Below are 24,988 nucleotides of genomic sequence, written 5' to 3' on the forward strand. Positions count from 1 at the left end.
CATAATTTACGGCCCGGATTATACTCTCGAGGAAAACCTTGTAAGGCTAAGGAGCCGCGGGCTTTCGGCAAAGAGGTCGCTTGCGTTAAGGGAGTTTTCTCTTGGCATAGAGGCGCTCGAAAGGTTTGTAAGGCGCGAGCCGCTAAGGAATGTGCACGAGTGCGTGTTCGGAGTTCTTGCTCTTGAGAGCGAGCCGGTGGATCCTAGACTGTAAGGCTGCAGCATTTCCCTTGCCCTTGGTTTTTTAGTGGCGTAAAATATTTCAGCAAAACACCGAATAAGAGGAGGCGTTCACTATGGATGTTTCCGCACCCAAACTGGAATCTTCTCCCAAAAAATCATGGCTGGCCTCTTTTTTCACGTGGGGCTTCGCGCTCTTTTGGAATATCTTTCTCATACCTTTCTGGTACGCCATAGCCACCGGCAAGATGAAGGCCGGAGGTGGGGGAAGTGTCTATATTGGCTACGCTGTTATCGCATTTTTTCAGCTTATAGGGTTTGCTCTTATATATCTTGCCGTAAAGGTAGGGAAGGCAGGGAAGGCGGTTTTTGACACAGTACCCGGCGGCATCGTAAAGAGCTCGGCAAAGGGCGGGGCAGTTATGATGGTGTTCTTTGCCGTTTTCTGGAACGGCATTTCGTGGATAGCGTTCGCGGCCATGATGACCGGGGATAAGGACATGCCGCTTTTTGCAAAGATTATAGTAGGGTTGTTTCTTGTTGTCGGTATCTTTCTTATTTATAAGGCAGTGCTTTCTATCATGCAGGCTGTGAGGTTTGGCTCCATAGCGCTCGTCATGGACCCGAACCCGGGCTCGATAGGCGGCGAGGCCGGAGGCTCTATAGAGCTCTCGGTGCCGTTTAAGCTCGATAACCGCTTTGATGTTTCTATAAGCTGCATACATAGTGTTACTACCGGTAGCGGCAAGAACCGGAGCACCACGAAGACGCTTCTTTGGCAGGAGAAGAAGGTGGCAACGCAGGAGATGAGCCAAAAGGGCACGTTGCTAAAGTTCAAGTTTTCGATTCCGGACAACATGCCCGAGAGCGAAGAGCCGTCGTCGAATTACAGGTACTGGACGATTAACGTTACTTCCGGCGATATCGCCGGAATAGACCTTTCGCAAAGCTTCAATGTGGAGGTAAGGAGGACGGAGGCCCCGCTCAAGTCGTCTGTGAAAGAAGACGCTGCCGCGGCCCTGGATGCCGCCATGCGGCCGCCAAGGGGCGTTATCATCGGCGCAGACTCCTCTGGCGGCATGAGATTTTTTTATCCGTCAAGGAGAAATAGAGGTGCGGCAGTTTTTTTGTTTGGTATGGTGGCGGTTTTCGCGGTCGGCCCTTTCATAGGGTTTCATATTCTCGGCCGTTTATCGGGTGGAGCGCATCCGGGAATGTTTGGTCCGTTTGCCCCCGTGTTTATAGGCACAGGCGCTTTGGTTGTGCTTGTTTTTGCGGCGCTTGCCGTCCTTGTTGTCTTCGGTTCGCTCGAGGTGATAGTGAGTGGCGCCTCGGTGCGTAGTGTCGGCAGGGTTCTAGGTTTCACTATTAGCAGGCGCGAGATGGCGCTTGCCGATATTGACGCATTTGAATATAAGACCACGGCTCAGGCCGGTGATCCGGAGGCCGGTAACGTCAAGGTGAGTATCTATGCGAGATCGAAGACAGGACAAAAGATTATTGTTGCAAACGGCCTCTTGGGCTTTGCCGACGCGGCAAACGTAAAGTCCATGTTCGAGTCGCTTACCGGCAAGGGCAAGGCCGGGTAAAGCTGGTGTAGCCGTCCCGGGTTGCATCCCCGAACGTTTTTTTATTTCACCACTTGTCTTCGGTTCTTGGCGTCGCAAAATGTTTCAGTAAAATACTGAATAAGAGGAGGCGTTCATCGTGGATAATTACGCTGTAAGCGGCGTTGTAAGGTCCAAGGCAACAAAGTCGGCTGTTGTAAGCATAGTGCTTGCAGTTGTATGGATAGTCATTCTGGCGATAATCCTGTCGATGGCCTTATCGGACGGCGCCAAAACCCCTGTGCCGACGATGATATTTATCGGGTTCATAGCTCTGGTTTGCGCCTTTTTTATTTATAATGCCGCGCTCGGTGTGCTGCAGGCCGTAAAGTTCGGCTCCGTTGAGCTTATGATGGACCCCAACCCAGGCTCTATCGGCGGCGAGGCCGGAGGCGTTACGGAGATTCCCGTGCCTTTCGATAAGGATAATGTATTTTTTGTGTCGCTACGCTGCATTCACCGTGTTGGCGGCGGTGGCGGCAGGCGCAGCAGGGTATCGAGCACCGTTCTCTGGCAGCATCAAAAGCGGGCAACGCAGGAGCCGTGCGAAAAAGGGACGCGCCTGAAGTTCAAGTTCGCCGTTCCGGGCAATATGTCTGAGAGCGAGGCGCCGTCATGGAATTACAAGTACTGGCTGGTAGGCGTTTCCTCCGGAGATATCAAGGGGCTGGACTTTGCCCAGAGCTTCGTTGTCAATGTCGTGAGGACGGCGGCGCCGCTAAAGTCATCCATAGAAGAAGCCCCGGGGGTAGAGTTGGAGACTTTCTCTATAAGGTCTTCGGTTGACGTCGAGATAGGCGCTGACGGCGCAGGCGGCATGCGGTTCTTCTATCCTGCATGGAGAAAGAAAATCCGCGTGGCCGTGCTGGCTGTCATAGCCGTTCTTTTCGGGGTTCTGATTTACGCAATCGGCAGGGCCCCTGGCGGAGCCACGCCGGTTGCGGCCTATGTGCCGTTTACCGTGCTTTTTTTGCTGTTTTCAGGGCTTGCCGTTTATGCGGCCCTGAATTCGCTGGAGGTCGTTGTTACGTCCTCTGTGGTGCGCTCCGCAAAGAAGGTCATGGGCTTTGTCGTGAAGCAAAGAGAGATGAATGTTTCCGATATAGCGTTTTTCGAGTGCATGAAAGGTATTCACGCGAAGAATGCCGCGCCCGAAGATATAAGGTTCAATATCGTAGCAAGCTCGAAGAACGGCAGGAAGATGTACGTTGGCGATAATATTCTAGGAGAGGTGGAGGCAGCCAATGTCAGGTCCATGCTGGAGGCTATCACAGGAGTTACGCCAAAACCCAAAAAAGAGGATAAGCAGGAGAGGTTATAGTTTGCGGCTAAAGACGTAAACCGCCCATATCCTTTTGATATTAAACGCTTATTTTCTTGACACAGGGCTTTTATGTGATAAAATACCTTTTTGCCGCATGAAGCTTTGTGCGGCATAGGATTTTCAGGCGCGGCGCCTTTTGGTGTTGCTCTGCTTTTTTTCTTGAAAATCAAGCGGTTACACAGGCGCGTAGCTCAGGGGTAGAGCGCTACCTTGACACGGTAGAGGTCGGCGGTTCGAAACCGCCCGTGCCTACCATTTATCCGAAGAAGGCGTCTTCCTTCTTTCCGGTTCCGGAGGGAGGCGCCTTTTTGTTTGCATTACGGCAGGGAGGCCGATGGTAAAGGTCAGTTTGCAGGGCGGCAAAGAGGGGAGTTTTTCAGAGGGAACCCTCGTATTGGACGCCATAAAAGAGCTGGATAAAGAGCTCTACAAGGACGCTGTTGCCGTAAAGATGGACGGCGTGCTACGTGACTTGACCGTCAAGCTTGACGGCAATGCAAGTAGCATCGAGGTCATCACGTCATCTACGCGCGACGGGCTCGAGGTAATAAGGCATTCAGCCGCGCACATCATGGCAGAGGCGGTGCAGTCGCTCTTTCCAAACGTTAAGATTGCCATAGGCCCGGCCATAGAGGACGGCTTTTACTACGACTTTGACACAGAGCGTCCGTTTACGCCCGAGGATATAGAGAAGATAGAAGAAAAGATGCGCGAGCTTGTAAAGGCAAACAGCCGTTTCTCTCGCGAGGACATGCCAAAGGCCGATGCGTTAAAGCTCTTCAAGGATAGGGGAGAGATTTACAAAGAAGAGCTCATAAAAGAGATTAACGATAAGACCGTCAGCGTGTATAAGCAGGGCAGCTTCGTAGACCTTTGCAGGGGCCCTCACATCACGGCATCGGGAAGGGTAAAGGCATTTAAGCTTACTGCCACAGCCGGAGCGTACTGGAGAGGCAATGAAAAAAACAAGATGCTCCAGCGTGTGTACGGCACGGCATTCGCATCGAAGAAAGAATTAGACGATTATCTCGCGAGGCTCGAGGAAGCGAAGAAAAGGGACCATAGAAGGATTGGCAGGGAGCTCGACCTCTTCTCCATAAACGACGAGATAGGGCCGGGCCTTGTTCTCTGGCATCCAAACGGCGCAATGGTGCGCCACTTAATAGAGACGTTTTGGAAGGGTGAGCACATAAAGGGCGGGTATGAGTTAATCAATACGCCGCATGTTGCGAAAGTTGATTTGTGGAAGACAAGCGGGCACTGGGATTTCTACAAGGACAATCTCTACAGCCCCATGGACGTCGAGGGTCAGGATTACATAGTAAAGCCCATGAACTGTCCGTTCCACATACAGATATACAAGAGCAGCCTTAGAAGCTACCGCGATCTTCCTGTAAGGTACGCGGAGCTTGGCACGGTTTGCAGGTACGAACGCTCGGGTGTGCTGCACGGGTTACTCAGGGTGCGCGGCTTTACGCAGGACGACGCGCATATATACATGACGCCCTCGCAGCTCGAGACCGAGATAAAAGGGGTGTTGAAATTTACCCTTTACATCCTGCGTTCTTTCGGTTTTAATGATTATGACGTGTATCTTAGCACCAGGCCCGAGAAATACGTGGGTTCGCTCGAAAACTGGGCAAAGGCAGAGGCGGCGCTAAAGGCCGCGCTCGAGAGCGAGGGGCTTAAGTACGAGGTAGACCCGGGCGAGGGAGTTTTCTACGGCCCGAAGATAGACATAAAGATAAAGGACGTCATCGGCAGAAGCTGGCAGTGCTCGACCATACAGGTCGACTTCAACCTTCCCGAGCGTTTCGGCGTCACCTACAGGGACGAAAAGGGCGAGAACGCGCAGGCCATCATGATTCACCGCGCTCTGATGGGCTCGCTGGAAAGGTTCTTTGGCTGCCTCATCGAGCACTATGCCGGGGCCTTTCCGTTCTGGCTTGCTCCGGTGCAGGCGATTGTGCTTACGGTAACGGATAGAAATAACGAGTACGCAGAGACGGTTGCAAAGAAGCTACGCGCCGCGGGAATCAGGGCCGAGGCGGATTTAAGGAACGAAAAGCTCGGCTTCAAGATACGCGAAGCGGAGTTAAGAAAGATCCCCTACATGGTGGTTACCGGGGATAGCGAAGCGGAAAAGGGCCTTGTTACGCCGAGGGCAAAGGATAAAAAAGAGCTTGGCGCAATGGCCGTAGACGAGTTTGTTTCGATGCTTAGTAAAGACAATAAGCCCGAGGGGGGTGGATACTTATAGTGAGCAATTTTCCGGCAAAGCCGGGGGCGGTTAAGAAGGACACGCAGCGGGTCAATAGAATGATACGCGTGCCGGAGGTTAGGGTCGTTGGAGTAGACGGCGGCCAGGTGGGCGTGCTGCCCACACCCGAGGCATTAAGGATGGCCGAGGACGCGGGGCTCGATCTTGTCGAGATATCGCCCAACGCAGAGCCTCCCGTATGCAGAATAATGGATTACGGCAAGTACAAGTACCAGCTAAACAAGAAGGCGCACGAGGCAAAGAAGAAGCAGACCGTAATCCACATAAAAGAGGTAAAGTTCCGCACTCGCACAGAGGAGCATGACTTTCAGTTCAAGCTCAGGAACATAAGAAAATTCATCGAGCACGGCGACAAGGTCAAGATTGCGGTGTACTACAGGGGCAGGGAAATGGCGCATCCGGAACTAGGCATGGCAATGCTTACGAAGGTCACCGAGGCCGTGAAGGACATAGCGGTAGTAGAGCAGCCGGCGAAGCTCGAGGGCAAAAGGCTCGGTATGATGGTCGGGCCATCGTCGCAAAAGTAGTTTTGCTCGAGCGCTCTATTGTAACAGTAAAATCAAAAAGGGAGAATGTAAGATGCCGAAGATGAAGACTAATTCCGGGGCCGCAAAGAGGTTCAAGGTCACGGGCAGCGGTAAGATAAAGAGGGCCAAGTCCGGGACGAGGCACCTCTTGAACTCGAAGAACAGGAATAGGAAGAGGAGGCTCAAGGAGGATTCGTACGTGGAGAGCGCGAACATGAGAAACATAAAAATGCTTCTCCCGAACGCATAAGGGCCGTTAACCGGTAAACGAACGCGGCGCTTTTGCGCCGATACGAACGAAAGGAGCATCGTAGCATGCCGAGGGTAAAAAGAGGCGTACACGCCAAGAAAAAGAGAAAAAAGATATTTAAACTTGCAGCCGGTTCAAGGGGCGCGAGAAGCCGTCTTCTAAGGACGGCGACCGAGAGTGTCGAGAGAGGGCTCGTATACGCCTTTGCGCACAGGAGAAGGAAGAAGAGAGAGCAGAGAAGCGTATGGGTAGCGCGCATAAACGCCGCAGCCAGGGCAAACGGCATAACATACAGCCGCCTGATATCCGGGCTTATAAAGGCAAACGTCGCGCTCGATAGAAAGTCGCTTGCCGACATGGCGGCAAACGATCCGGCGGCATTTGCAAAGGTTTCTTCCATAGCCAAGCAGGCTGTTGGCGCATGAGCGAGACCCTCGAAAGACTGAGGGCCGAGGTACTTGAAAAACTAAAGACTCTCGGCTCGAAGGAAGACCTGATAGAGATAAAGAACAGGTATCTTTCGAGGAAAGGCCCCATAGCAGACCTTTTAAAAGACCTCTCTGCCCTGCCGCCCGAGGTAAGGCGGCAGGCTGGAGAGGCCATAAACCGCGTAAAGACCGAGCTTGAGGAAAAGGTCGCTTCCCTTCTAAGAGAAACTCTCGAGCGCGAAAAATCCGATAAATTAAAGACCGAAAGACTGGACGTAACGCTCCCGGGTAGAGGCGCTCGCTTAAGCGGCGCTGTGCATCCCGTTACAGCGGTCATGGAAGAGGTCGAGGACTACTTCGTAAGCCTCGGCTTTTCGGTAGCCGAAGGCCCTGAGGTCGAGACCGATTATTATAACTTCGAAGCGCTTAACTTTCCAAAGTCGCATCCTGCCAGAGACATGCAGGATACTTTCTTTATCTCAGATGATTTGCTTCTTCGTACTCACACATCCCCTGTTCAGATACGCGTTATGGAAAGGGGCAAGCCGCCGCTTCGCGTAATCGCGCCGGGCACGGTCTACAGGCACGATAGCGACGTAACTCACTCGCCGATGTTCCATCAGGTCGAGGGGTTTATGGTGGACGAGGCCGTAAGCTTTGCAGACCTTAAGGGCACGCTAAACGGATTTTTGCATAAGCTTTTTGGCAAGGAACGGGCAACGCGCTTTCGCCCAAGCTTCTTCCCGTTCGTTGAACCCGGGGCAGAGGTGGATATAGAGTGCGTCATATGCTCGGGCGAGGGGTGCAGGGTATGTAAGAACACCGGATGGCTCGAAATCCTTGGCGCAGGCATGATACATCCGAATGTCTTTAAGCACGCGGGCCTTGACCCGAAAAAGGTCTCGGGCTTCGCATTTGGCATGGGCATCGAGCGTATTGCCATGCTCAAATACGGCATAGACGATTTGAGGCTCTTTTTCGAGAACGACGTAAAGTTTCTCTCCCAGTTCGCTTAAATTATTTTATAAAAGGACGTTTTAAAGATGCTCTTCAGTTTTGAATGGCTAAAGCAGTATGTATCCACTAAGCTCACGGCTACGGAAGCAGCCGAGCGCCTTACCATGGCCGGCGTCGAGGTCGAGAGTGTAGTCAGGGCAGGTAAGGGCATAAGCTCTGTCATCACTGCCGAGATACTAAAGGTAAATAAGCATCCGAATGCCGACCGTTTGAGGCTTTGCGACGTAAAGACAAAGGACAAAGAGTTCTCTATCGTCTGCGGAGCTTCCAACATGAAGGACGGCGACAAGGTGGCTCTTGCGCTCGACGGCGCTACACTTCCGGGCGGCGTTACTCTAAAGAAAACCAAGATCAGAGGCATCGAGAGCCAGGGCATGATGTGCTCCGAGGTCGAGCTCGGTATTGCGGATAAGAGCGAGGGCATAATGATACTTCCCGCCGACACTCCTATTGGCGAGGATATAAACGACGTCCTTGCGTTAAATGACGACATACTCGATGTGTCCATTCTTCCGAACCGTGCCGATTGCCTAAGTGTTGTTGGGCTTGCCAGGGAAATCGCTGCTGTAGCAGGCGAGAAGTTCGCGGTTAAGGAAACGAAGCTTAAGGAGTCGAAGAAAAAGGCAAAGGACTCGCTGAAGGTCGAGATAAAGGCAACGAAGCTTTGCGGACGCTACTCTGCCCGCGTAATAGAGGGCGTGAAGGTAGGAGCATCGCCTCTTTGGCTTAAAAGAAGGCTCGAGAAGTTAGGGCTTCGGTCGATCAATAATATCGTGGACGTTACGAACTATGTCATGCTCGAGCTTGGGCAGCCGCTCCATGCATTCGATTTATCGAAGCTCAAAGGCCAGAAGATTATAGTGAGAGAGGCAAAGCCCGGCGAGAAGATAACAACACTCGACGGTAAGGAGAGGGACTTAAAGCCCGGGATGCTTGCGATATGCGACGGCGAGGGCCCTGAGGCTGTAGCCGGAATAATGGGCGGGGCAGGTTCCGAGGTCACGGATTCGACAACTACGATAGCACTCGAGAGCGCGTACTTCGACCCTGCGAGCGTAAGGAACACCTCGCGCGCCCTCGGGTTGTCTAGCGATTCATCCTACCGCTTCGAGCGCGGCGTTGATATAGAAGGCGTCACCGCGGCACTCGACAGGGCAGCTGCCTTGATTCATGAGCTTGCCGGGGGCGAGGTACTTTTCGGTCAAATTGACGAATACCCTGAAAAGCATAAGCCCGTAACAATTGAATTCGATCTTGACAGGGCCTCCGCGCTTTTAGGGCTTGAGCTTGTTGAAAAAGATGTTACTGCCGTATTTGAAAGGCTCGGCATAGAGGTTGGGAAAAAGGCAAAGGGAGCGCTCTCTTGCGCTGCTCCGAGCTTTAGGCGCGACATTACAATGGAAGCGGACCTTGCCGAAGAGGCTGCAAGGATAATCGGATACGATAAGATAGCGGCAAGGGACCCGCTTGCGCCTGTTAAGGCTCCGGCGCTGCCATCTGGCTCTAATCTTAGAAGAAGGCTTTCACGCGCTCTTACGTCCCTTGGGTTTTACGAGGCCGTTAATCTGAGCTTTGTCTCTGAGAAGATTTATAAGATTGGCGGACGAGGCGTTGATAAGGCGGTAAAGGTGCTAAACCCCATTACCGAGGACCATGTGTACATGAGGGCCTCGCTTACGCCGTCGCTTCTTGAGAACCTTAAGTTCAATTTATCGCGTAAGAACGAGAACGTCAGGCTCTTCGAGATGAGGCCCGTGTTCGTTCCTTCCGGGTGCGCTGCAACCGCTCCAACGGAAAGGCTGACGCTTGCTGCCGTCATGCACGGAGCAAGGTTTGGCGGCGAGTGGAGTTCGCCAAAGGAGAATGTTGACTTTTTCGATGCAAAGGGAGTGCTCGACAGGGCGCTTTGTTCAATCGGCATAGAGGCCTCCTACGAACCATACGGCGAGGATAGGCTCTATCATCCGGGCAAGTGCGCGCTTCTAAAGGCCGGGGAGAAGACCATCGGCACGGTTGGAGAGCTTCACCCGGATATACAGGCAAAGTATGATTTCCTTACAACACCCGTGCTCTTCGAGATAGACCTCGATGCAGCGTTCGCGGTTTGCGGCGCCCTAAGAAAGTATAACACGCTTACGAAGTTCCCGGGCTCGGAAAGAGACATTGCCTTTGTCGTTGCCGAGGATGTGCGTTACGGCGACATAAGAACGGCAATTATTGCGCTCGATACGAAACTTATTGAAAATATTGAACTGTTTGATGTATACTATGGCCAGAATATAGGGGCCGGAAAAAAGAGCCTTGCCATAAGGCTCTCCTATAGGGCTCTTGACAGGACGCTAAAGGCCGAGGAAGTGGACGAGGTCAATGCTGTAGTCGTAGGCATGTTAAAGGATAAGTTTGGCGCGGAAGTAAGGATGTAGTCATTAGGTATCGGTTTCTTTCAACGGAGGAGCGAGATGACTAAGGCTGATTTGGTGGAAATTGCTTTTGAGAAGGTAGGTTGCTCGAAAAAAGACGTTGCCGACGTGGTTGACCAGGTGTTTGAGTCGATACGCGTCGCGCTCGAGGACGGGGATAAGGTGAAGATCTCGGGCTTTGGCAACTTTACCGTTAGAAGCAAGCGCGCAAGGCGGGGCCGTAACCCGCAGACCGGCGATGAAATCACCATAGAGGCAAGACGCGTGATGACATTCAAGGCGAGCCAGATACTAAAGGATTACGTCAACACCGGTAAGAAGACCGAGGCCTGATAGGCACGGAAGGAAGCTGTCATCATGTCCGCAAAGGCCGATAACATGGCAGTGGTTGTGCCCGAGAGGCTCTACTTCAAGATAGGCGAGGTCTCGCGGATAACCAGGGTAAAGCCGTATATACTCAGGTACTGGGAGAGCGAGTTTAAGATAGTAAGCCCGCAAAAGACCAAGGGCAACCAGCGGATGTACAAGAGGGCGGATGTCGAACTGGTGCTGCAGATAAAGAAGCTTTTAATCGAGGAAAAATACACGCTCGAGGGCGCGAAGAAGAGGATAAAGGAGATACGTAAGGAGCCGGCAAAGCCGCAGATGGCGCTGCCGTTTACAGATAAGAGTTACGCAAAGGCCCTTGAAACGATCAGAGAGGACCTTGCCTCCATAAAGAGCCTTCTATCCCGCTAAGGCTTTGGTAATCACGGGAAAATTTTAAGAGTAGCTGATAAAAGTCGGGGCGTAGCGCAGCCAGGTAGCGCACCAGCATGGGGTGCTGGGGGCCGTGGGTTCGAATCCCGCCGCCCCGACCAGTTTTTGAAAAGTAAGCAGCCGGAGCATGATTTTGCTCAGGCTGTTTGTTTTTTTGGGGATTGGAGTGGTGGGGGGATTTCTCTACCGGCGTTTTCGGGATTTTATAAAATAAAACCGCCGCCTTGCTTGAATATGCAAGGCGGCGGGTGGTCTGTCATGGCGTCAAGAGACGCGTTGTTTGATTAATAAGTGTAATCCTGCATACTGATGCCTGTTGTGCCGTTTGAACCGGTATTGCCTCCTGTGCCTCCGGTGCCTCCTGCACCTGAAGTGCCGATAAAGAAGGTGTTGCCGGTGGTGGTCAGGCTGTCTGAACTTGAGCGAAGTATTCCTACACTCATGCCTCCGCCTCCACCCGCGCCTCCGCCTCCTATTCCTCCTGCGCCGCCGTAGCCGCCATTACCCCCTGCGCCTACGTCAGTAAGACCGGTTGTGCCGCCTAGGCCGCCGTTACCGCCTGCGCCGCCGTTACCGCCGGTACCGCCGTTACCTCCAACTCCGCCCGAGGACGTAGTTATCGTATTATTGGTGACATTGGCGTTTGAGGATATTGCCAGTATGGCTATCGAGCCTCCGCCTCCCTGGCCTCCCTGACCTCCGGTGCCGCCGCAGCCGCCGCCGCCGCCTCCTCCTCCTCCATTACCTGTACCGGATAGACAGATGAAGACATAGCCAATTTGGCCTGCGCCACCACCACCACCTCCACCTCCGAAACCGTTGCCAGCGGAAGCGCCTGTGTTACCTGAAAGTGCAGACCAGTTATATCCGCTTATAAGGCCTTTATCCTGATTTGCAGGTAAGGAGCCTGCTGCGCCGTTTGCTCCTGCACCGCCTACAGAGCCGTTTTGGCCGCTGCCTCCGGGGTCGCAGGCAACTAATAATGGCACGATGCCTCCTGCTCCGCCCGAGCCGCCTGAGCCGCCTGAGCCGATTTGGCCGTTGAGACCACCGCTCGTGTCGTAGCCGCCGCTACCGCCTTTTCCGCCCGCGTTTCCGCAGGAATTTCCGCCGTTGCCGCCTGTTGCAGACACGCTTGTGTCAGCGCTGCCTGGCGCACCGCTTTGGCCGGCTGCCCCGGTAGTGCCTGTCGAGCCGTTACTTCCGGCATTGCCGTTTGCGCCGGCGCCTGCGGTTATATTGTTATATCGCAGATAGAACGATGCGCCTGCATTATTTAGTATAACGGTCTTGGAACTGGCGCCTGCCGAAGCGGCATTTGCCGATTGGATTGTAAATCCTTCCACGTAGCCTTCGCTAGCGTAATTGGCTACGGTAAGGCCGTCGACTGTTGGCGAAGATATTATAGTCGTATTGCTTAAGCTCCTGCTCCATGACGACGCTGCATTGTACTGTCCGTACAGGCTTACGCCGTTTGCAAGGGCAAGTGTTTCGTTGTACGTGCCGGTCGATACGAGAACGTTCTTTTTTACAGGGTCTACGTTGGCCGTGTTTATTGCGTGTTGTATGGTGAGAAACGGGCTTGCCATGCTGCCGTCGTTGGAATCCGAGCCGACACTGCTTACGAAAAACGATTTGCTTATTTCGCCGTCTATGCCGTCGCAGTTTGTGTCCGTGTATAAGTTGTCGGGCCTGTCCGGAGCCGCCGCGCACGTGGCTTCGCAGCCGTTAGTCAGGGTGCCGTCGTTGTCGTAGAATCCGCTGCTGCACGCGGTAATCGTGCAGGAGCCTGTGTTGCAGCCGTAGCTTGCGACGTTGGGGTATGAGAGGGCGGCGCAGTTGTTGCCGCAGGAGCCGCAGTTGTTTATGTTCGTCTGCAGATCGTAGTCTTCGTCGGTTAGTCCGTCGCAGTCGTTGTCTTGACTGTCGCATACGTCGGTCGCCGGCATTACGGCTCCGGTGCATGTTCCGAAGGCCCCTGACGAGCATTGTCTTGTGCCTGCCTTGCAAAGGCCTACTCCTGCGGTCGAGATGTCGGCGCCGTAGCACTGCATGAAATCGCCTGGCGAGCAAAGCGGCACGCTGCTTGTGAGTGTGGCGCATGCCCAGCTGCCGCCGGTTTTAAGGAGCACGTCGCCGTTACTGCACATGTTCGATAGCATGGATGCGGTGATGGAGCCAGGAGCAACAGCGTCCGCAAGTGATGCGCGAGAGGCATAAGGCACGACCGCAAGTTTCTGCCTCGGCGTCATCTCAGCGTCCGTGTCGACTGCTACGCCGATATATATGTCCGGGCCGCTTATGATGGCAGTATCTAGCGGCACGGTCTGGCCAAGCGTTACGGTAAAAATGCCGTTTGTAACCTGTACGCCTGTTAGTGTTTCCGTCCATAGATGCGCGCCGCCCGTGTCTACGTCGTATATCTTGAAAGTCATGTTGACCGTGCCGTTAACCGGCAGGTTGCCTGATGTAGAGAGCCTGCCCTGGTATGTCATGGTCCCGGGTACGTTTGCTGGCGGGGCAATTGCGTATGCATATGATGCGAGGAAGACGGAAAATACTGCTAACAGAAGGATATGCCGGCGAAGTCCGTTCATGTGAACTCCTTACTTAGAGGTTAGAGGACGTGAGCTATATCCAGCATGGTTATTTCGTAATTAGTAGGACAAAGTGCGTATGTGCTGATTTTACTCTTTATGCCATTTTAAAGCAATTTGTTTTTGTGATAAATCAGGATACGGTGGTGTTATTTGTTTGCAGGGATAATGCTCTTTAAAGATCTGTTTGGGGCGAGGGCGCGTAATTGTTTGAATAAAACCGCCGCCCTGCGATGCTTTGCAAGGCGGCGGTTGGTTATTTAAGGGAGGTGTTTATCTTGCCCGTTTGGCGCTGATTTTTCTGCCGCCTATCATGCTCTTCTGGAGGACGTCGATTACGACCTCGGCAGAGTCTTTCGCTACCTCGACGAAGGTGACCTTGTCGGTGATTTTGATATTGCCGATTGCCTTGCCGCTAATTCCTGCCTTGCTTGTGATCAGCTTTACAAGGTCTCCTGGCCTTAGTTTCTGCTGTTTGCCTGCGGCGATAAACAGGTTTACCATGCCTTCGGCAGCTCCCTGTCTTTGCGGCGTTGCCTGAGGCTCGGGAGGAGGGGCGCCAAAGCCTTCGAGCTGGAATTTCAGAAGCGCTGCCGCCAGTTCAACAGGCGTGAAGTCCGAGGAGAGCCGCTCTATCCTGTCCACGTATGAATCAAAGCGCTTGTCGGCGACGAATTCGTTGATCTTCTCTTTTAGCCTTCCAAGGCGCGCTTCCTCTATATCCTTATTCGATGGCAGCGCCTTGCGCTGTATCTTTGTCTTTGCAGCCGCCTGCACGAGCCGAAGCTGCTTATCCTCTCTCGGGGTGACGAAGGTTATTGCAACCCCTTCCTTTCCGGCCCTTCCGGTCCTGCCGATCCTGTGTATATAGGACTCGGGGTTTTGCGGGATGCTATAGTTTATCACGTGCGTGATGTTGCTGATGTCTATGCCACGGGCAGCGACGTCGGTTGCGACGAGCACGTCGATTTTGCTGTCGCGAAACTTTCTAAGCACTGTTTCTCTTTGCGCCTGCGAAAGGTCTCCGTGCATGGCCTCGGCGTCGTAGCCCCGAAGCTTTAAATCGTTAGCCACCTCGTCGGTTTCCCTCTTCGTATGGCAAAACACTAGAAATAAGTCCGAGTCCTCGACGTCTATGAGGCGTGTTAGCGCCTCGGTCTTTTCAGAGGCCCTCACTTCGTAGAATATCTGGCTTATCTTAGGAGCGGTGAGGGTGTCTCTGGATATGACGACCTTCTCCGGGTTTTTCATGTGGCGCTCGGCTATTTTTAGTATAGGCGCGGCCATGGTTGCCGAGAATAGAAGTGTTTGGCGCTCCTTGGGGGTGGAGTTTAGTATCATGGTTATGTCGTCGATAAACCCCATGTCGAGCATCTCATCTGCTTCGTCGAGCACGATAGTGCGTATGGAATTTAGCCTTAGCGTTTTTCTCTCGATGTGGTCCAAGAGCCTTCCCGGCGTGCCCACTACTACCTGTACGCCTTTTTTAAGGGCGCGTATCTGTCTTTCCATGGACTGGCCGCCGTAGATGGGCACGGCGTTTATCTTCTTTATCGCGCCTATCTTGTTTATTTCTTCGGCCACCTGGAGAGCGAGCTCTCTTGTCGGTGTTATGACAAGGGCCTGGGTTGTGAAGTCGTTTGTTGTGATTTTCTCTACAAGAGGCACTCCGTATGCGGCTGTTTTTCCCGTGCCGGTCTGCGCCTGGCCTATTACGTCCTTGCCTTTCAAGAGAAGCGGTATGGTACGAGCCTGTATGGGGGTTGGTTCCTCGAAGCCCATGCGCGTTACTGCCGCAAGGAGTTCCTTCGAGAGCCCGAGATCCGAGAATTTTATGCTGCCTTCTTCTTCTTTTTTCATTATGTCCGCTGTTGCGTATCCTTTCTCACGTTACTTAAGCTTACAGGATATCATAACCATAGCCTTTAAGCAACATGGTTCGGGGCCGGCCGTGCTCTTATGCCGCCGGTTCTAATTGTTGCAGAAAAAAACTTGAATTTATTAATCCTACAGTGGTATGATATTTTTCATCCCAAGCCAAGCACCATCAGTATGTTCTGCCGGCTCAACTTCTTGCGGTAGTTTGCCGATGGTTGCAATACCGGAGGTTTTTAAGTGCCCACAAAGTCGCTAATAGTGAATTGCATAATCGCGTCCCCTCAGGACGAGTCAAGGGTAATGTTTGTGAGGACCAAGAAGTTTCGGGACTTAAGCCTTCCCGGCGCGCTTGTGCCGGACGGCGCAAACGCGAGGGACTTGCTTGTCGCATCGGTAAAGGACAGGACCGGCATCACTATCGAGTGCTTTAAACGTCAGACCTATGATGTGCCGTTTAGCTCTAAGGATACCGAGTTCAACAGGACGGTCTACGTCTCCGAGTCCAACAGCGGCACGCCGACGACCATGGGTGACATGAACAAGTACGGCATAGAGATATATTCGCCTGACCTGCTTTTTAATAAGGACTGGACGGTAAAAAAGATGTACAAACTTGCCCCTGGAATCCACAAGACGCTCCTTTTATACTATATTGACGTTGCTGCAACCATTACCTCAAGGTTTCCTTCCTACACGCCGCTAAAAGAAGTGAATATGGAGAAGGTCTGTCTCGCTGCAGCCGGGTAGCAGGTATTTACGCGATAGCGCGGCGCAGACCGCAAGTTTTGGTCCTAACATGTTGTATTTGTTGTATTTTTGGTGTGCGTAGTGTCTGCCGTATTACTGCTGTTTTCGCCTGTTTTTATACATAACCAAATCACTCGACAATCGGCTTGACAAACTCTTCGTTATAGTGTATAAATTTTACTCCAAAATTTTCCCGTGACTGACGGAATTAAGGCGGACAACCGCCGTGGAGCGGGGGAAAATATAGAGTAGAGCCGACCGTCTGGGCATGGATTTAGCCGCTTGGCGCGTTGGTGCCGGGTGCGGGCAATCACATGGACAGAGGGCGGATAGCAAACAAATAGCATCCCTGCCTGATTCTGAGCCGAAGAGGATTTGTTCCCGCCCGTATATATCAGTAACCACATCGCGATGCCGCGGCAATGCAATGCCGGTCTTATTTAGTTGTGCAGTGCAGCGGATTTTGAAGGTAATCTAACTGTCAAAATTGGAGGCATGTATGGCAAAGAAGAAGAGCGCAAAGAAGAAGACCGCTGCCAAGAAGACTGTCGCAAAAAAGGCTGCAAAGAAGAAAGTAGCAAAAAAGAAGGTAGTAAAGAAAAAGGCGGCTAAAAAAGCCGTAAAAAAAGCCCCGGCAAAGAAAGCCGCGGCAAAGAAGGCTCCGGTGAAGAAGGCCGCGGCCCCGAAAACAACAACACAAAAAACAACGGAAAGGAAGAGTATGTCGAAGAAAATAGTTTGGACCGTTATAGACGAGGCGCCGGCCCTTGCCACGTACTCGCTTCTCCCAATCGTAAACGCATTTACACAGGCAGCAGGCATAGTGGTTGAGCCGAGGGACATATCCCTTTCCGGAAGAATCATTGCGAACTTCCCGGATAACCTCACGCCAGCGCAGAAGATACCGGACGAACTCACGGCCCTTGGCGAACTTGCCACGACCCCCGAGGCCAACATCATAAAGCTCCCGAACATCAGCGCCTCGATACCGCAGCTAAAGGCCGCTATAAAGGAGCTCCAGTCCAAAGGTTATAAGATACCGGATTACCCCGAAGAGCCAAAGAACGATGCCGAGAAGGAGCTTAAGGCAAGGTTTGGTAAGGTCCTTGGAAGCGCTGTTAACCCGGTACTTAGGGAAGGCAACTCGGACAGAAGGGCGGCACTTTCGGTAAAGAACTACGCAAAGAAGCACCCGCACAAGATGGGCGCGTGGGCAAACGATTCGAAGACGCATGTAGCCAGCATGACCGGCAGCGACTTCTTCGGCAGCGAGAAGTCCACGACAGTAGATAAGCCTTGCACCGCCAAGATAGAATACGTTGGCGCGGACGGCAAGACCACCGTTTTGAAGGAGAAGGTCTCCTACAAGGCCGGCGAGGTCATTGACTCGAGCGTGATGAACGTAAAGGCGCTTAAAAAGTTCTACGCCGAGCAGATAGATGACGCAAAGAAGCAGGGCGTGCTGTTCTCGCTCCATCTTAAGGCAACGATGATGAAGATATCTGACCCGATTCTCTTTGGCCACTGCGTAACGGTGTTCTTCAAGGACCTCTTTGATAAGCACGGCGCAGCGCTTAAGGAAATCGGCGTTGACGTAAGTAACGGTTTTGGTGATCTAGTCGGTAAGCTCGATAAGCTCCCGGCAGACAAGAAGGCGGCTATCGAGGCCGATATAAAGGCATGCTTTGAAAAGGGCCCTGAGGTTGCGATGGTCAATTCCGATAAGGGTATTACAAACCTCCATGTGCCAAGCGACGTCATCATAGACGCATCCATGCCGGCCATGATAAGGGAAGGCGGCAAGATGTGGGATAAGGCAGGCAAGACCAAGGACACCAAGGCCGTAATCCCGGATAGAAGCTATGCAGGGGTTTACCAGGCTGTTATCGAGGATTGCAAAAAGAACGGCGCATACGACCCGAAGACAATGGGCAGCGTTCCAAATGTCGGTCTCATGGCGCAAAAGGCCGAAGAGTACGGCTCTCACGATAAGACCTTCAAGGCCCCTGGTAACGGCGTAATACGCGTGGTGGACGACTCCGGCAAGACGCTTCTTGAGCAGAGGGTCGAGGAAGGCGATGTGTTCCGTTCCTGCCAGACCAAGGACGCGCCGATTCAGGACTGGGTAAAGCTCGCTGTTACGAGGGCAAGGGCTACTGGCTCACCTGCAGTGTTCTGGCTCGATAAGAACAGGGCGCATGATGCGCAGCTCATAGAGAAGGTAAATACGTACCTTAAGAACCACGACACCAAGGGCCTTGAGATAAAGATAATGGCCCCGGTGGATGCATGCACTTATTCGATTCAGCGCATCAGGCAGGGCAAGGACACCATTTCCGTTACGGGTAACGTTCTAAGGGATTACCTTACCGACCTCTTCCCGATACTTGAACTCGGCACGAGCGCAAAGATGCTCTCGATAGTTCCGCTTATGAACGGCGGCGGCCTCTTTGAGACCGGTGCCGGCGGCTCAGCTCCTAAGCACGTGCAGCAGTTCGAGGAAGAAGGATATCTTAGGTGGGATTCGCTTGGAGAGTTTCTCGCCCTTGCGGTCTCCCTTGAGCATATGGCAGCGGTATTCAAGGACAAGAGGGCGCAGGTCCTTGCCGATACGCTCGACAGGGCAAACGGCAAAATCCTCGACTTTAACAGGTCCCCCGCGCGTAAGGTCGGCGAGATAGACAACCGCGGAAGCCACTTCTATCTGGCGATGTACTGGGCTGAGGCCCTTGCCGAGCAGAATGACGATAAGGAGCTCAAAAAGAAGTTCGAGCCCCTTGCCAAGGTTCTCACTGCGAACGAGGCGAAGATAATGAAGGAACTCATCGACGCGCAGGGTAAGCCCCAGGACATCGGCGGCTACTACCGTCCGGACTTCGATAAGGCTACGAAGGCCATGAGGCCGAGCAAGACCTTTAACGACGCTCTGGCAGCGCTGTAATGATGTTTTGTCTGCGGCGCGCCTTGTAGGCGCGCCGCAGACATTATAACTTAATTTAAAAGAAAGATACCGGAGGTACTCAAAAATGCAGCTTACGGGACTTCTCTGGGGGCAAAAGCTCCTGAAAAAGGTCGAATTCCCCCATGCCGAGGTGCTTGGCCCCGAGGCAAGTGTAGACGACATTAAGGGCCTTATCGCAAAGTGCGGACAGGTGTTCATAAAGCCGGTGTTCAAGGGCGGCGTTGGCAAGAAGGGCAAGGCCGGGTTGATAGGCCGCGCAAAGGATATAAACGAGGCCCTGCACCACAAAGAAAGGCTCTACTTTGTCGAGCACAAGTTTGGCAACTCCGTTAACAAGGCCGACGGCGTGACCTTCGAGGGAGGGGTTCCGGCGAACCACGAAGTTTATTTCTCAATTACCGATTCAACGCAGTTTAGGGCGCCGATAATGACCATCACGCACCACGGCGGCGTTGATATAGAAGAGCTTCCGGCAGATAAGATCAAGGTCATTCCGTTCGACCCGCTAACCGGGCTAAAGAGCTACCACGTTGCGAACGCACTTGAAGAGCTCGGCGCGCCCTCTGAAATCATCAGCCCGCTCGTGCAGCATCTACCCAAGCTCTGGACGCTTTATGCAAATTACGGCATGAGCATGCTCGAGCTTAACCCAATAAGGATGTCCACTGCGGCAAAGGGACGCCTTACCCCCGTTGCCTGCGACTTTAAGGGCTCATTCGATATAGACAATCCGGCATGGAAGCAGCTTGATCTTCCGACCCATATCTTTGCATCCGATTATTCCGAGTTCGAGCAGGAGATTAACCAGCTTAGGACCTATCAGGGCCAAAGTGACGTGTTCGTTATCAACCCCGAGGGCACTATTACATCGCCGACATTTGGCGGCGGAGCAAACGCGCTCGTAACCGAGCTTCTTGGCGACCGCGCCACCATTTCCTCGGACTTTGGCGGCAACCCGCCCTACGAGAAGATGTTCGACATATCGAGGATAGTCTATAAGTACTGGCTAAAGCAGTCCAATGTGCTCTTTATAATCGGCGGCAAGGCCAACAACACCGACATCTACGAGACCTTCCGCGCCATGGCGGACGCGCTTCGGTCGCACTTCCAAAACTACGGGCCGACACCGCTCTTCGTCGTTATAGGCAGAGGCGGCCCTAACCTGATACGCGGCATGGCGTACATGAAGGACACCCTTGACCAATTGAAGCTTCCGTACAGGATATTCGGCCACGACAGCGCCATGAGCGAGGTCGTTAACTATGCCATGTACATAGACAGGTGGATGGAGAAGGAAGGCAGGAAGCAGATTGCCGAGAAGCTTGGCGCCGCAGAGAAGGCGTCGGCATAAAATATTCGAGGAGCGAACCAACATGCATAAACAGGGCGTAAAAAAATTCGGTTACTACGTCGGCGTAAACTCCCTTGCCGATATAGCCACTAAAGATGACAGGGTATGCGTTCTCAATATTCTCGGCACCGAGAGTAGAGGGGTTACCCCGGTAAGCCACGTGTACTCGGGCGGCAACATCGCATTCGGCACGAGCCCCGGAAGGACAGGGCAGGTGCTGGAAACCAAGCTCGGCAACATTCCCGTGTACAGCTCAATAAAAGAGGGCATTGCCGCAGGCCATAAGTTCAACACCGCTGTCATATACCTTCCGCCTTCCGGCGTAAAGGACGGCGTATCCGAGGCCGTGCACGCGAACCCGGACTTAAAGAAGGTCATCATACTTACGGAAAAAGTATCTGCGGCGGATTCGAGGACCATACGCGCAATATGCCAGGTAAACGGTGTAGACGTGTTCGGTGCAAATTGTCTCGGAGTAGCGGACGCATGGAACAAGGTAAGGATTGGCGGCGCTCTTGGCGGCAATAAGCCGGAAGAGTCCCTTGTAAAGGGCTCGATAGCGCTTTTCTCGAATTCCGGAAACTTCACCACCACAATCGCCGTGTACCTTCTTACCAACGGGTGGGGTACTACGACAAGCGTATCGAGCGGCAAGGACGTATACATACACTACGCCCCTGCCGAGTTCTTCCATGCCCTTGATAACGACTCGAGGAGCAAGGGAGCTGTCATATACTCGGAGCCGGGCGGTTACTACGAGCACGGCTTGAATATCACGAAGCCGACTGTTGCCTGCGTTGTCGGCAGGTGGAAGGCAAAGCTTACCAAGGCCTGCGGACACGCCGGAAGCCTTGCAGGAAGCGGAGACGACGCTGCTGCAAAGGAAAAGTGGTTCATGGATTACTTTGGCGTTAAGTCGGTGTACACGCCCGATAACCCCGTTGTTTCGAAGAAGGGCGCGGTTGTCACGAACATCGCTTACATCCCCGAGGCGCTTACCAAGGTCATGGAGCTAAACGGCGTAAAGCCTGACTTCGAGCCAAAGGGAGACCTTTCGCTTAAGTGCTGGTTTGCGAGCAACTCCGGCGTAAAGCTTCCCAAAGACCTCGACGTCGAGGCAGTGAAGGCAGTTAGTCCGTACGATGAGCAGATAGCGGTAATAGAGAAGCAGGTAGGAGCCCAGTACCCGAGGCAGGCCATGAAGGATACGAGCGGCGCTTCGATGATGGACCCGCAAACGCAGGTAACGAAGATATACAACGTCTCAATACTTGACGCTTCCAAGAAGTCTCTCGAGGAGAACCTGGTGCTTTCCCTTATAAAGAGCTATCCGGACGCCTACGGCGCGGATATCGCCAACATCGCCTTTAACGCGTACGTGAACCATCACGGCGACGCGGCACTTGCGGCCGTTGAGGCGGCAAGGGAGGCGGAGAGCTCGCCCAATACGGCTCTTAGCTCAGGCATTGCCGTGATGGGCAAAGGCAGGGTAAAGAACGCGCTTGAAGTATCGAGGATACTTGTTGACGCATTCGAGCACTCGGGTTTTAAGAGCCCAACCGATAAGTTCGATTTTAAGAAGCAGCTTTCCGCGCTTAAGGCCGAAGATAAAAAGGCCTTTACAGGAGACAAAAAGGACGAGCGCGCGGCTTTGATGCTTAAGGCCCTTGATAAGCTTAAGAAGAAGTCCGTGTTTGTCGAGTTTACGAAAGAGGCCGCAGGCGGCAGCCCGTCTGCAGAGGCGCTTCTCTCGGCCATATGGACGACCCTTGGCTGGGAAGCCCTCATGACAAGGGACATGGCCAAGGCAACGATACTCGCGCTTCCGTGGTACTCGCGCGTGCTTTCGGCATTCGTTGGACTAACCGCTTCGGCAGCAAAGCAGACCAAGGATTCTTTTGTCGGCGTAAAGAACGACGAACTCGTTGGCGGCTGTTCCTTTACGGAGACGGCGTTCCTTGCTCTCATTGGCAGAAAGCCGACCAAGGACGAGCTCTTTGAGTTCTCCATGCTTCTTGGTCTCATTATCTCGAACGGCCCGGGCACGATATCGGGCCAGGGCGCAAAGGGCGCTGTAAGTTCGGATGGCCCGGAGGATACTTCCAGAGTACAGATAAACAAGGGCTTCATCGGATTCCTTACGCACACGGGCTTTGCCCACGGCGGAAATGGCTACGAGGCTATCGAGTTCCTGATAGAGCAGTTCAAGGGATCGGGGCTTAAGGACCCGGGTAGTAAGAAACACGGCATAGACCTAAAGGCCATAGCCGAGAAGTACGCAAGAGAGTATAACGACTATAAGAACGTCCAGAAGGCAATCGGCAACCTCGAGTACAAGAAGATACCGTGCATCAACCACCCGGTATTCAAGGGCAAGCCCGTTAACTATGATCCGAGGGAAAGGTTCGTTGCCTCTCTCTTCGAGGAAAAGGGCATATATAATGTGTTCCACGATTTCTACCAGAACCTCGTTGCCTCGCTCTTCGAAAGCAAGGTAACGAAGAACGTCTACTGCGTGAACGTGGACGCGGTAATCGCGGTGATACTCTTAAAGATTGTATGGAAGCCGTTTGTGGAAGGCAGCATTGCCGACGCCGAGATAGAGAACGCGGCATTTACGACCTTCCTCTTTGGCCGTATGATAGGCTCCGCAGCCGAGATAGACGACCATACGAACCGCGGCCGCAACATGGATACGAGGACTGCCGCAAGTAAGTGCATGTACGTGAGATAAAGGGCGGCGCGTTCAAGCGTTACCTGTTTTTTGAAAACCCTGCGCTGCCGTTATTTAGGCGCGGGGTTTTTGTTTGACAAGTGCGGGTAATTGATATATTTTATTTTCAGTAAGCAGTGTGTCTAAACCGGAGGTGTTTTGTGAAAAAAGTACTTATTGTAGTCCTTGTACTGGTGCTGCTCGGCGCAGGCGGGGCGTATTATTATTTAAACTTCATGGCCCCTGCCGAAGAAGAGGAACAGACCGAGAAGGTAATAACAAAGACCATCGCGCTTGGAGCAAAACAGCCGGAAGGTGTTCCGGTGCCTATAACGACCGTGCCTCAGGCCGTGACCACGCCCGGCGCTCCTGCTGCGACCGCGCCTCCTGCGGCCCCTGCGGCAACAGCTCCTGCCCCGGCTGCTACGGCAAAGCCCCAGGTGGCGGCCACTGTAGCGCCTGCGCCCAAGCCGCAACCAACGGCCGCAGCCGTTACTTTTAAGCCATGGGTGGTTAACGTTGCGTCCCTTCCAAAGAAACAGGATGCGGAAAACCTGGCCAAGAAACTGGGGGACGCAGGTTTTAATGTTTACCAGATGAGCGCTGATGTAAAAGGCACGAAGTGGTACAGGGTCAGGGTGGGATTTTACGACTCAAAGGCCGATGCAGAGGCAGCTTCTAAGAAGCTCAAGGGCAAGGATAAGAACATAGACGACCCTTGGATGGTCAAGATAGATAAGGCGGAGTTCGATAAGTACGTTAAATAGGAACGGTTTTTGAGTGCCAGGCTGTTTACCCGGGCCGCCCGTAAAGGGGCGGCCCGTTTTTTTGCGTGCCAAGGGTAGGGGCAAGGCCGTGGTGGGGCGGAGGTCTTGGCGCGCTTTTTTAAAACCTTTGCTTGAAAAAGCCCCTGAAATATGTTAAAAAGACTGCTTCGCTTTAGAGGAAGGGGAAAGTAAGGTAACTATATGCACTTATTAAAGATTTCGGATTTGAAGAAGACCCAGCTCGAGGCACTTATAGAGCGTTCCCTGGTGCTAAAGAGCATGAGGAAGAGGGGCGAGGAGCATACCCCTTTAAAGGGTAAGACCCTTGGTATGATATTCGAAAAGCCCTCTACCAGGACCAGAGTATCCTTTGAGGCTGCCATGTACCAGCTTGGCGGCAATGCCGTATTCCTTAGCCATGGAGATTCCCAGATAGGCAGGGGCGAGCCTGTTCGTGATACATCCAGGGTCATGAGCCGCTACGTAGACGGCGTTATGATGCGTACCTTTGCCCATTCCATAATTGATGAGTTTGCCAAGTACTCGAGCGTGCCGGTTATAAACGGCCTTACCGACAAGCACCACCCGTGCCAGGTGCTTGCCGATATCATGACGGTAATAGAGAAAAAGGGCGGATTCGAGGGGCTTAAGTTCGTATGGGTTGGCGACGGCAATAATATGGCCAACTCCTGGATAGAGGCAGCGGCAAAGCTATCTCTGGATCTTACGGTCGCGTGCCCCGCGGGATATGAGCCTGATAAGGAAATACTTAAAAAGGCAAAGGCCAAGAAGGACTCGAAGATAGAGGTTACCAATTCCTTTGAGGCAGCCATGAAGGACGCGGATGTCATAAACACGGACGTCTGGGCGAGCATGGGGCAGGAGACAGAGAAGGAAAAGCGGGCAAAGGCATTCGCCGGCTTCGAGGTGAACGAGGCGGCCATGAAGCTTTGTAAGGAGGACGCCGTTGTGCTGCATTGCCTTCCCGCGCACAGGGGCGAGGAAATATCCGATGGTGTTATCGAAGGGGCAAATTCGGTTGTGTGGGACCAGGCCGAGAACCGGTTGCATGTTCAGAAGGCCGTGCTCGAGTGGTTAATCGGCGGCATAGAGCCGTAGTTTTTTGTTTACTTACATTTGCCCCAGAGCAGCCGTTACCGCCGGGGATTAAAAAAACGAG

Annotated in this window: 19 protein-coding genes, 2 tRNA genes and 1 riboswitch; of the genes, 19 read left to right on the forward strand and 2 right to left on the reverse strand. The window is 53.1% G+C overall.

Going from position 1 to position 24,988, the window contains the following annotated elements; all coding sequences use genetic code 11:
* The 13 genes from OEV59_09380 to OEV59_09440 form a co-directional block, all read left to right on the forward strand.
* On the forward strand, window positions 1–214 hold a 214-nt coding region (locus OEV59_09380; protein MDH4227940.1), incomplete at its 5' end, for a hypothetical protein.
* 82 nt (window positions 215–296) lie between these two features.
* Window positions 297–1,769 (forward strand): hypothetical protein, encoded by a 1,473-nt coding sequence (locus tag OEV59_09385; protein ID MDH4227941.1) that lies wholly within the window; start codon window positions 297–299, stop codon window positions 1,767–1,769.
* A gap of 118 nt (window positions 1,770–1,887) precedes the next feature.
* Window positions 1,888–3,108, forward strand: a complete 1,221-nt coding sequence (locus tag OEV59_09390) for a hypothetical protein (protein ID MDH4227942.1) — start codon at window positions 1,888–1,890, stop codon at window positions 3,106–3,108.
* A gap of 183 nt (window positions 3,109–3,291) precedes the next feature.
* Window positions 3,292–3,366: transfer RNA gene (locus OEV59_09395), tRNA-Val, on the forward strand.
* A 79-nt stretch (window positions 3,367–3,445) separates the two neighbouring features.
* Entirely contained in the window at window positions 3,446–5,371 is a 1,926-nt protein-coding gene (thrS, locus tag OEV59_09400) for a threonine--tRNA ligase (protein ID MDH4227943.1), read from the forward strand.
* A complete protein-coding gene (infC, locus tag OEV59_09405; GenBank protein ID MDH4227944.1) occupies window positions 5,371–5,919 on the forward strand; it encodes a translation initiation factor IF-3 in 549 nt (182 codons plus the stop codon). The genes thrS and infC overlap by 1 nt, the downstream gene beginning before the upstream one ends.
* A gap of 52 nt (window positions 5,920–5,971) precedes the next feature.
* Entirely contained in the window at window positions 5,972–6,169 is a 198-nt protein-coding gene (gene rpmI / locus OEV59_09410; GenBank protein ID MDH4227945.1) for a 50S ribosomal protein L35, read from the forward strand.
* Window positions 6,170–6,234: 65 nt separating this feature from the next.
* Window positions 6,235–6,594, forward strand: a complete 360-nt coding sequence (gene rplT, locus OEV59_09415) for a 50S ribosomal protein L20 (GenBank protein MDH4227946.1) — start codon at window positions 6,235–6,237, stop codon at window positions 6,592–6,594.
* Window positions 6,591–7,613: a phenylalanine--tRNA ligase subunit alpha gene (gene pheS, locus OEV59_09420; GenBank protein ID MDH4227947.1), complete on the forward strand. Its 1,023-nt coding sequence runs from the start codon at window positions 6,591–6,593 to the stop codon at window positions 7,611–7,613. Before rplT ends, pheS begins: the two co-directional genes overlap by 4 nt.
* 27 nt (window positions 7,614–7,640) lie before the next feature.
* Entirely contained in the window at window positions 7,641–10,037 is a 2,397-nt protein-coding gene (gene pheT / locus OEV59_09425) for a phenylalanine--tRNA ligase subunit beta (GenBank protein MDH4227948.1), read from the forward strand.
* 36 nt (window positions 10,038–10,073) lie between these two features.
* Window positions 10,074–10,367 (forward strand): integration host factor subunit alpha, encoded by a 294-nt coding sequence (locus tag OEV59_09430; GenBank protein ID MDH4227949.1) that lies wholly within the window; start codon window positions 10,074–10,076, stop codon window positions 10,365–10,367.
* A 24-nt stretch (window positions 10,368–10,391) separates the two neighbouring features.
* Window positions 10,392–10,772 (forward strand): MerR family transcriptional regulator, encoded by a 381-nt coding sequence (locus OEV59_09435; GenBank protein MDH4227950.1) that lies wholly within the window; start codon window positions 10,392–10,394, stop codon window positions 10,770–10,772.
* A 45-nt stretch (window positions 10,773–10,817) separates the two neighbouring features.
* Window positions 10,818–10,894 (forward strand) — tRNA-Pro (locus OEV59_09440).
* Between the two features lie 183 nt (window positions 10,895–11,077).
* Here OEV59_09440 and OEV59_09445 read toward each other — a convergent pair.
* Window positions 11,078–13,288: a DUF1565 domain-containing protein gene (locus OEV59_09445; protein ID MDH4227951.1), complete on the reverse strand. Its 2,211-nt coding sequence runs from the start codon at window positions 13,286–13,288 to the stop codon at window positions 11,078–11,080.
* 375 nt (window positions 13,289–13,663) lie between these two features.
* Entirely contained in the window at window positions 13,664–15,250 is a 1,587-nt protein-coding gene (locus OEV59_09450) for a DEAD/DEAH box helicase (GenBank protein ID MDH4227952.1), read from the reverse strand.
* 255 nt (window positions 15,251–15,505) lie between these two features.
* Here OEV59_09450 and OEV59_09455 point away from each other — a divergent pair, with 255 nt between their 5' ends.
* From OEV59_09455 to argF, 6 genes are all read left to right on the forward strand, one after another.
* Window positions 15,506–16,015, forward strand: a complete 510-nt coding sequence (locus OEV59_09455; GenBank protein MDH4227953.1) for a hypothetical protein — start codon at window positions 15,506–15,508, stop codon at window positions 16,013–16,015.
* Window positions 16,016–16,200: 185 nt separating this feature from the next.
* Window positions 16,201–16,290, forward strand: a riboswitch (ZMP/ZTP riboswitch).
* 446 nt (window positions 16,291–16,736) lie between these two features.
* A complete protein-coding gene (locus tag OEV59_09460) occupies window positions 16,737–18,956 on the forward strand; it encodes an NADP-dependent isocitrate dehydrogenase (GenBank protein MDH4227954.1) in 2,220 nt (739 codons plus the stop codon).
* Window positions 18,957–19,041: 85 nt separating this feature from the next.
* Window positions 19,042–20,328, forward strand: coding sequence for a carboxylate--amine ligase (locus tag OEV59_09465; GenBank protein ID MDH4227955.1), 1,287 nt, complete (start codon window positions 19,042–19,044; stop codon window positions 20,326–20,328).
* A 22-nt stretch (window positions 20,329–20,350) separates the two neighbouring features.
* Window positions 20,351–23,062: a CoA-binding protein gene (locus OEV59_09470; protein ID MDH4227956.1), complete on the forward strand. Its 2,712-nt coding sequence runs from the start codon at window positions 20,351–20,353 to the stop codon at window positions 23,060–23,062.
* 140 nt (window positions 23,063–23,202) lie between these two features.
* Window positions 23,203–23,808 (forward strand): SPOR domain-containing protein, encoded by a 606-nt coding sequence (locus OEV59_09475; GenBank protein ID MDH4227957.1) that lies wholly within the window; start codon window positions 23,203–23,205, stop codon window positions 23,806–23,808.
* Between the two features lie 201 nt (window positions 23,809–24,009).
* Complete coding sequence (gene argF, locus OEV59_09480) at window positions 24,010–24,927, forward strand: ornithine carbamoyltransferase (protein MDH4227958.1); 918 nt, start codon at window positions 24,010–24,012, stop codon at window positions 24,925–24,927.
* Window positions 24,928–24,988: the final 61 nt, after the last annotated feature.

The organism is Deltaproteobacteria bacterium, from assembly GCA_029858205.1.
Lineage (GTDB): Bacteria > Desulfobacterota > GWC2-55-46 > GWC2-55-46 > DRQE01 > JAOUFM01.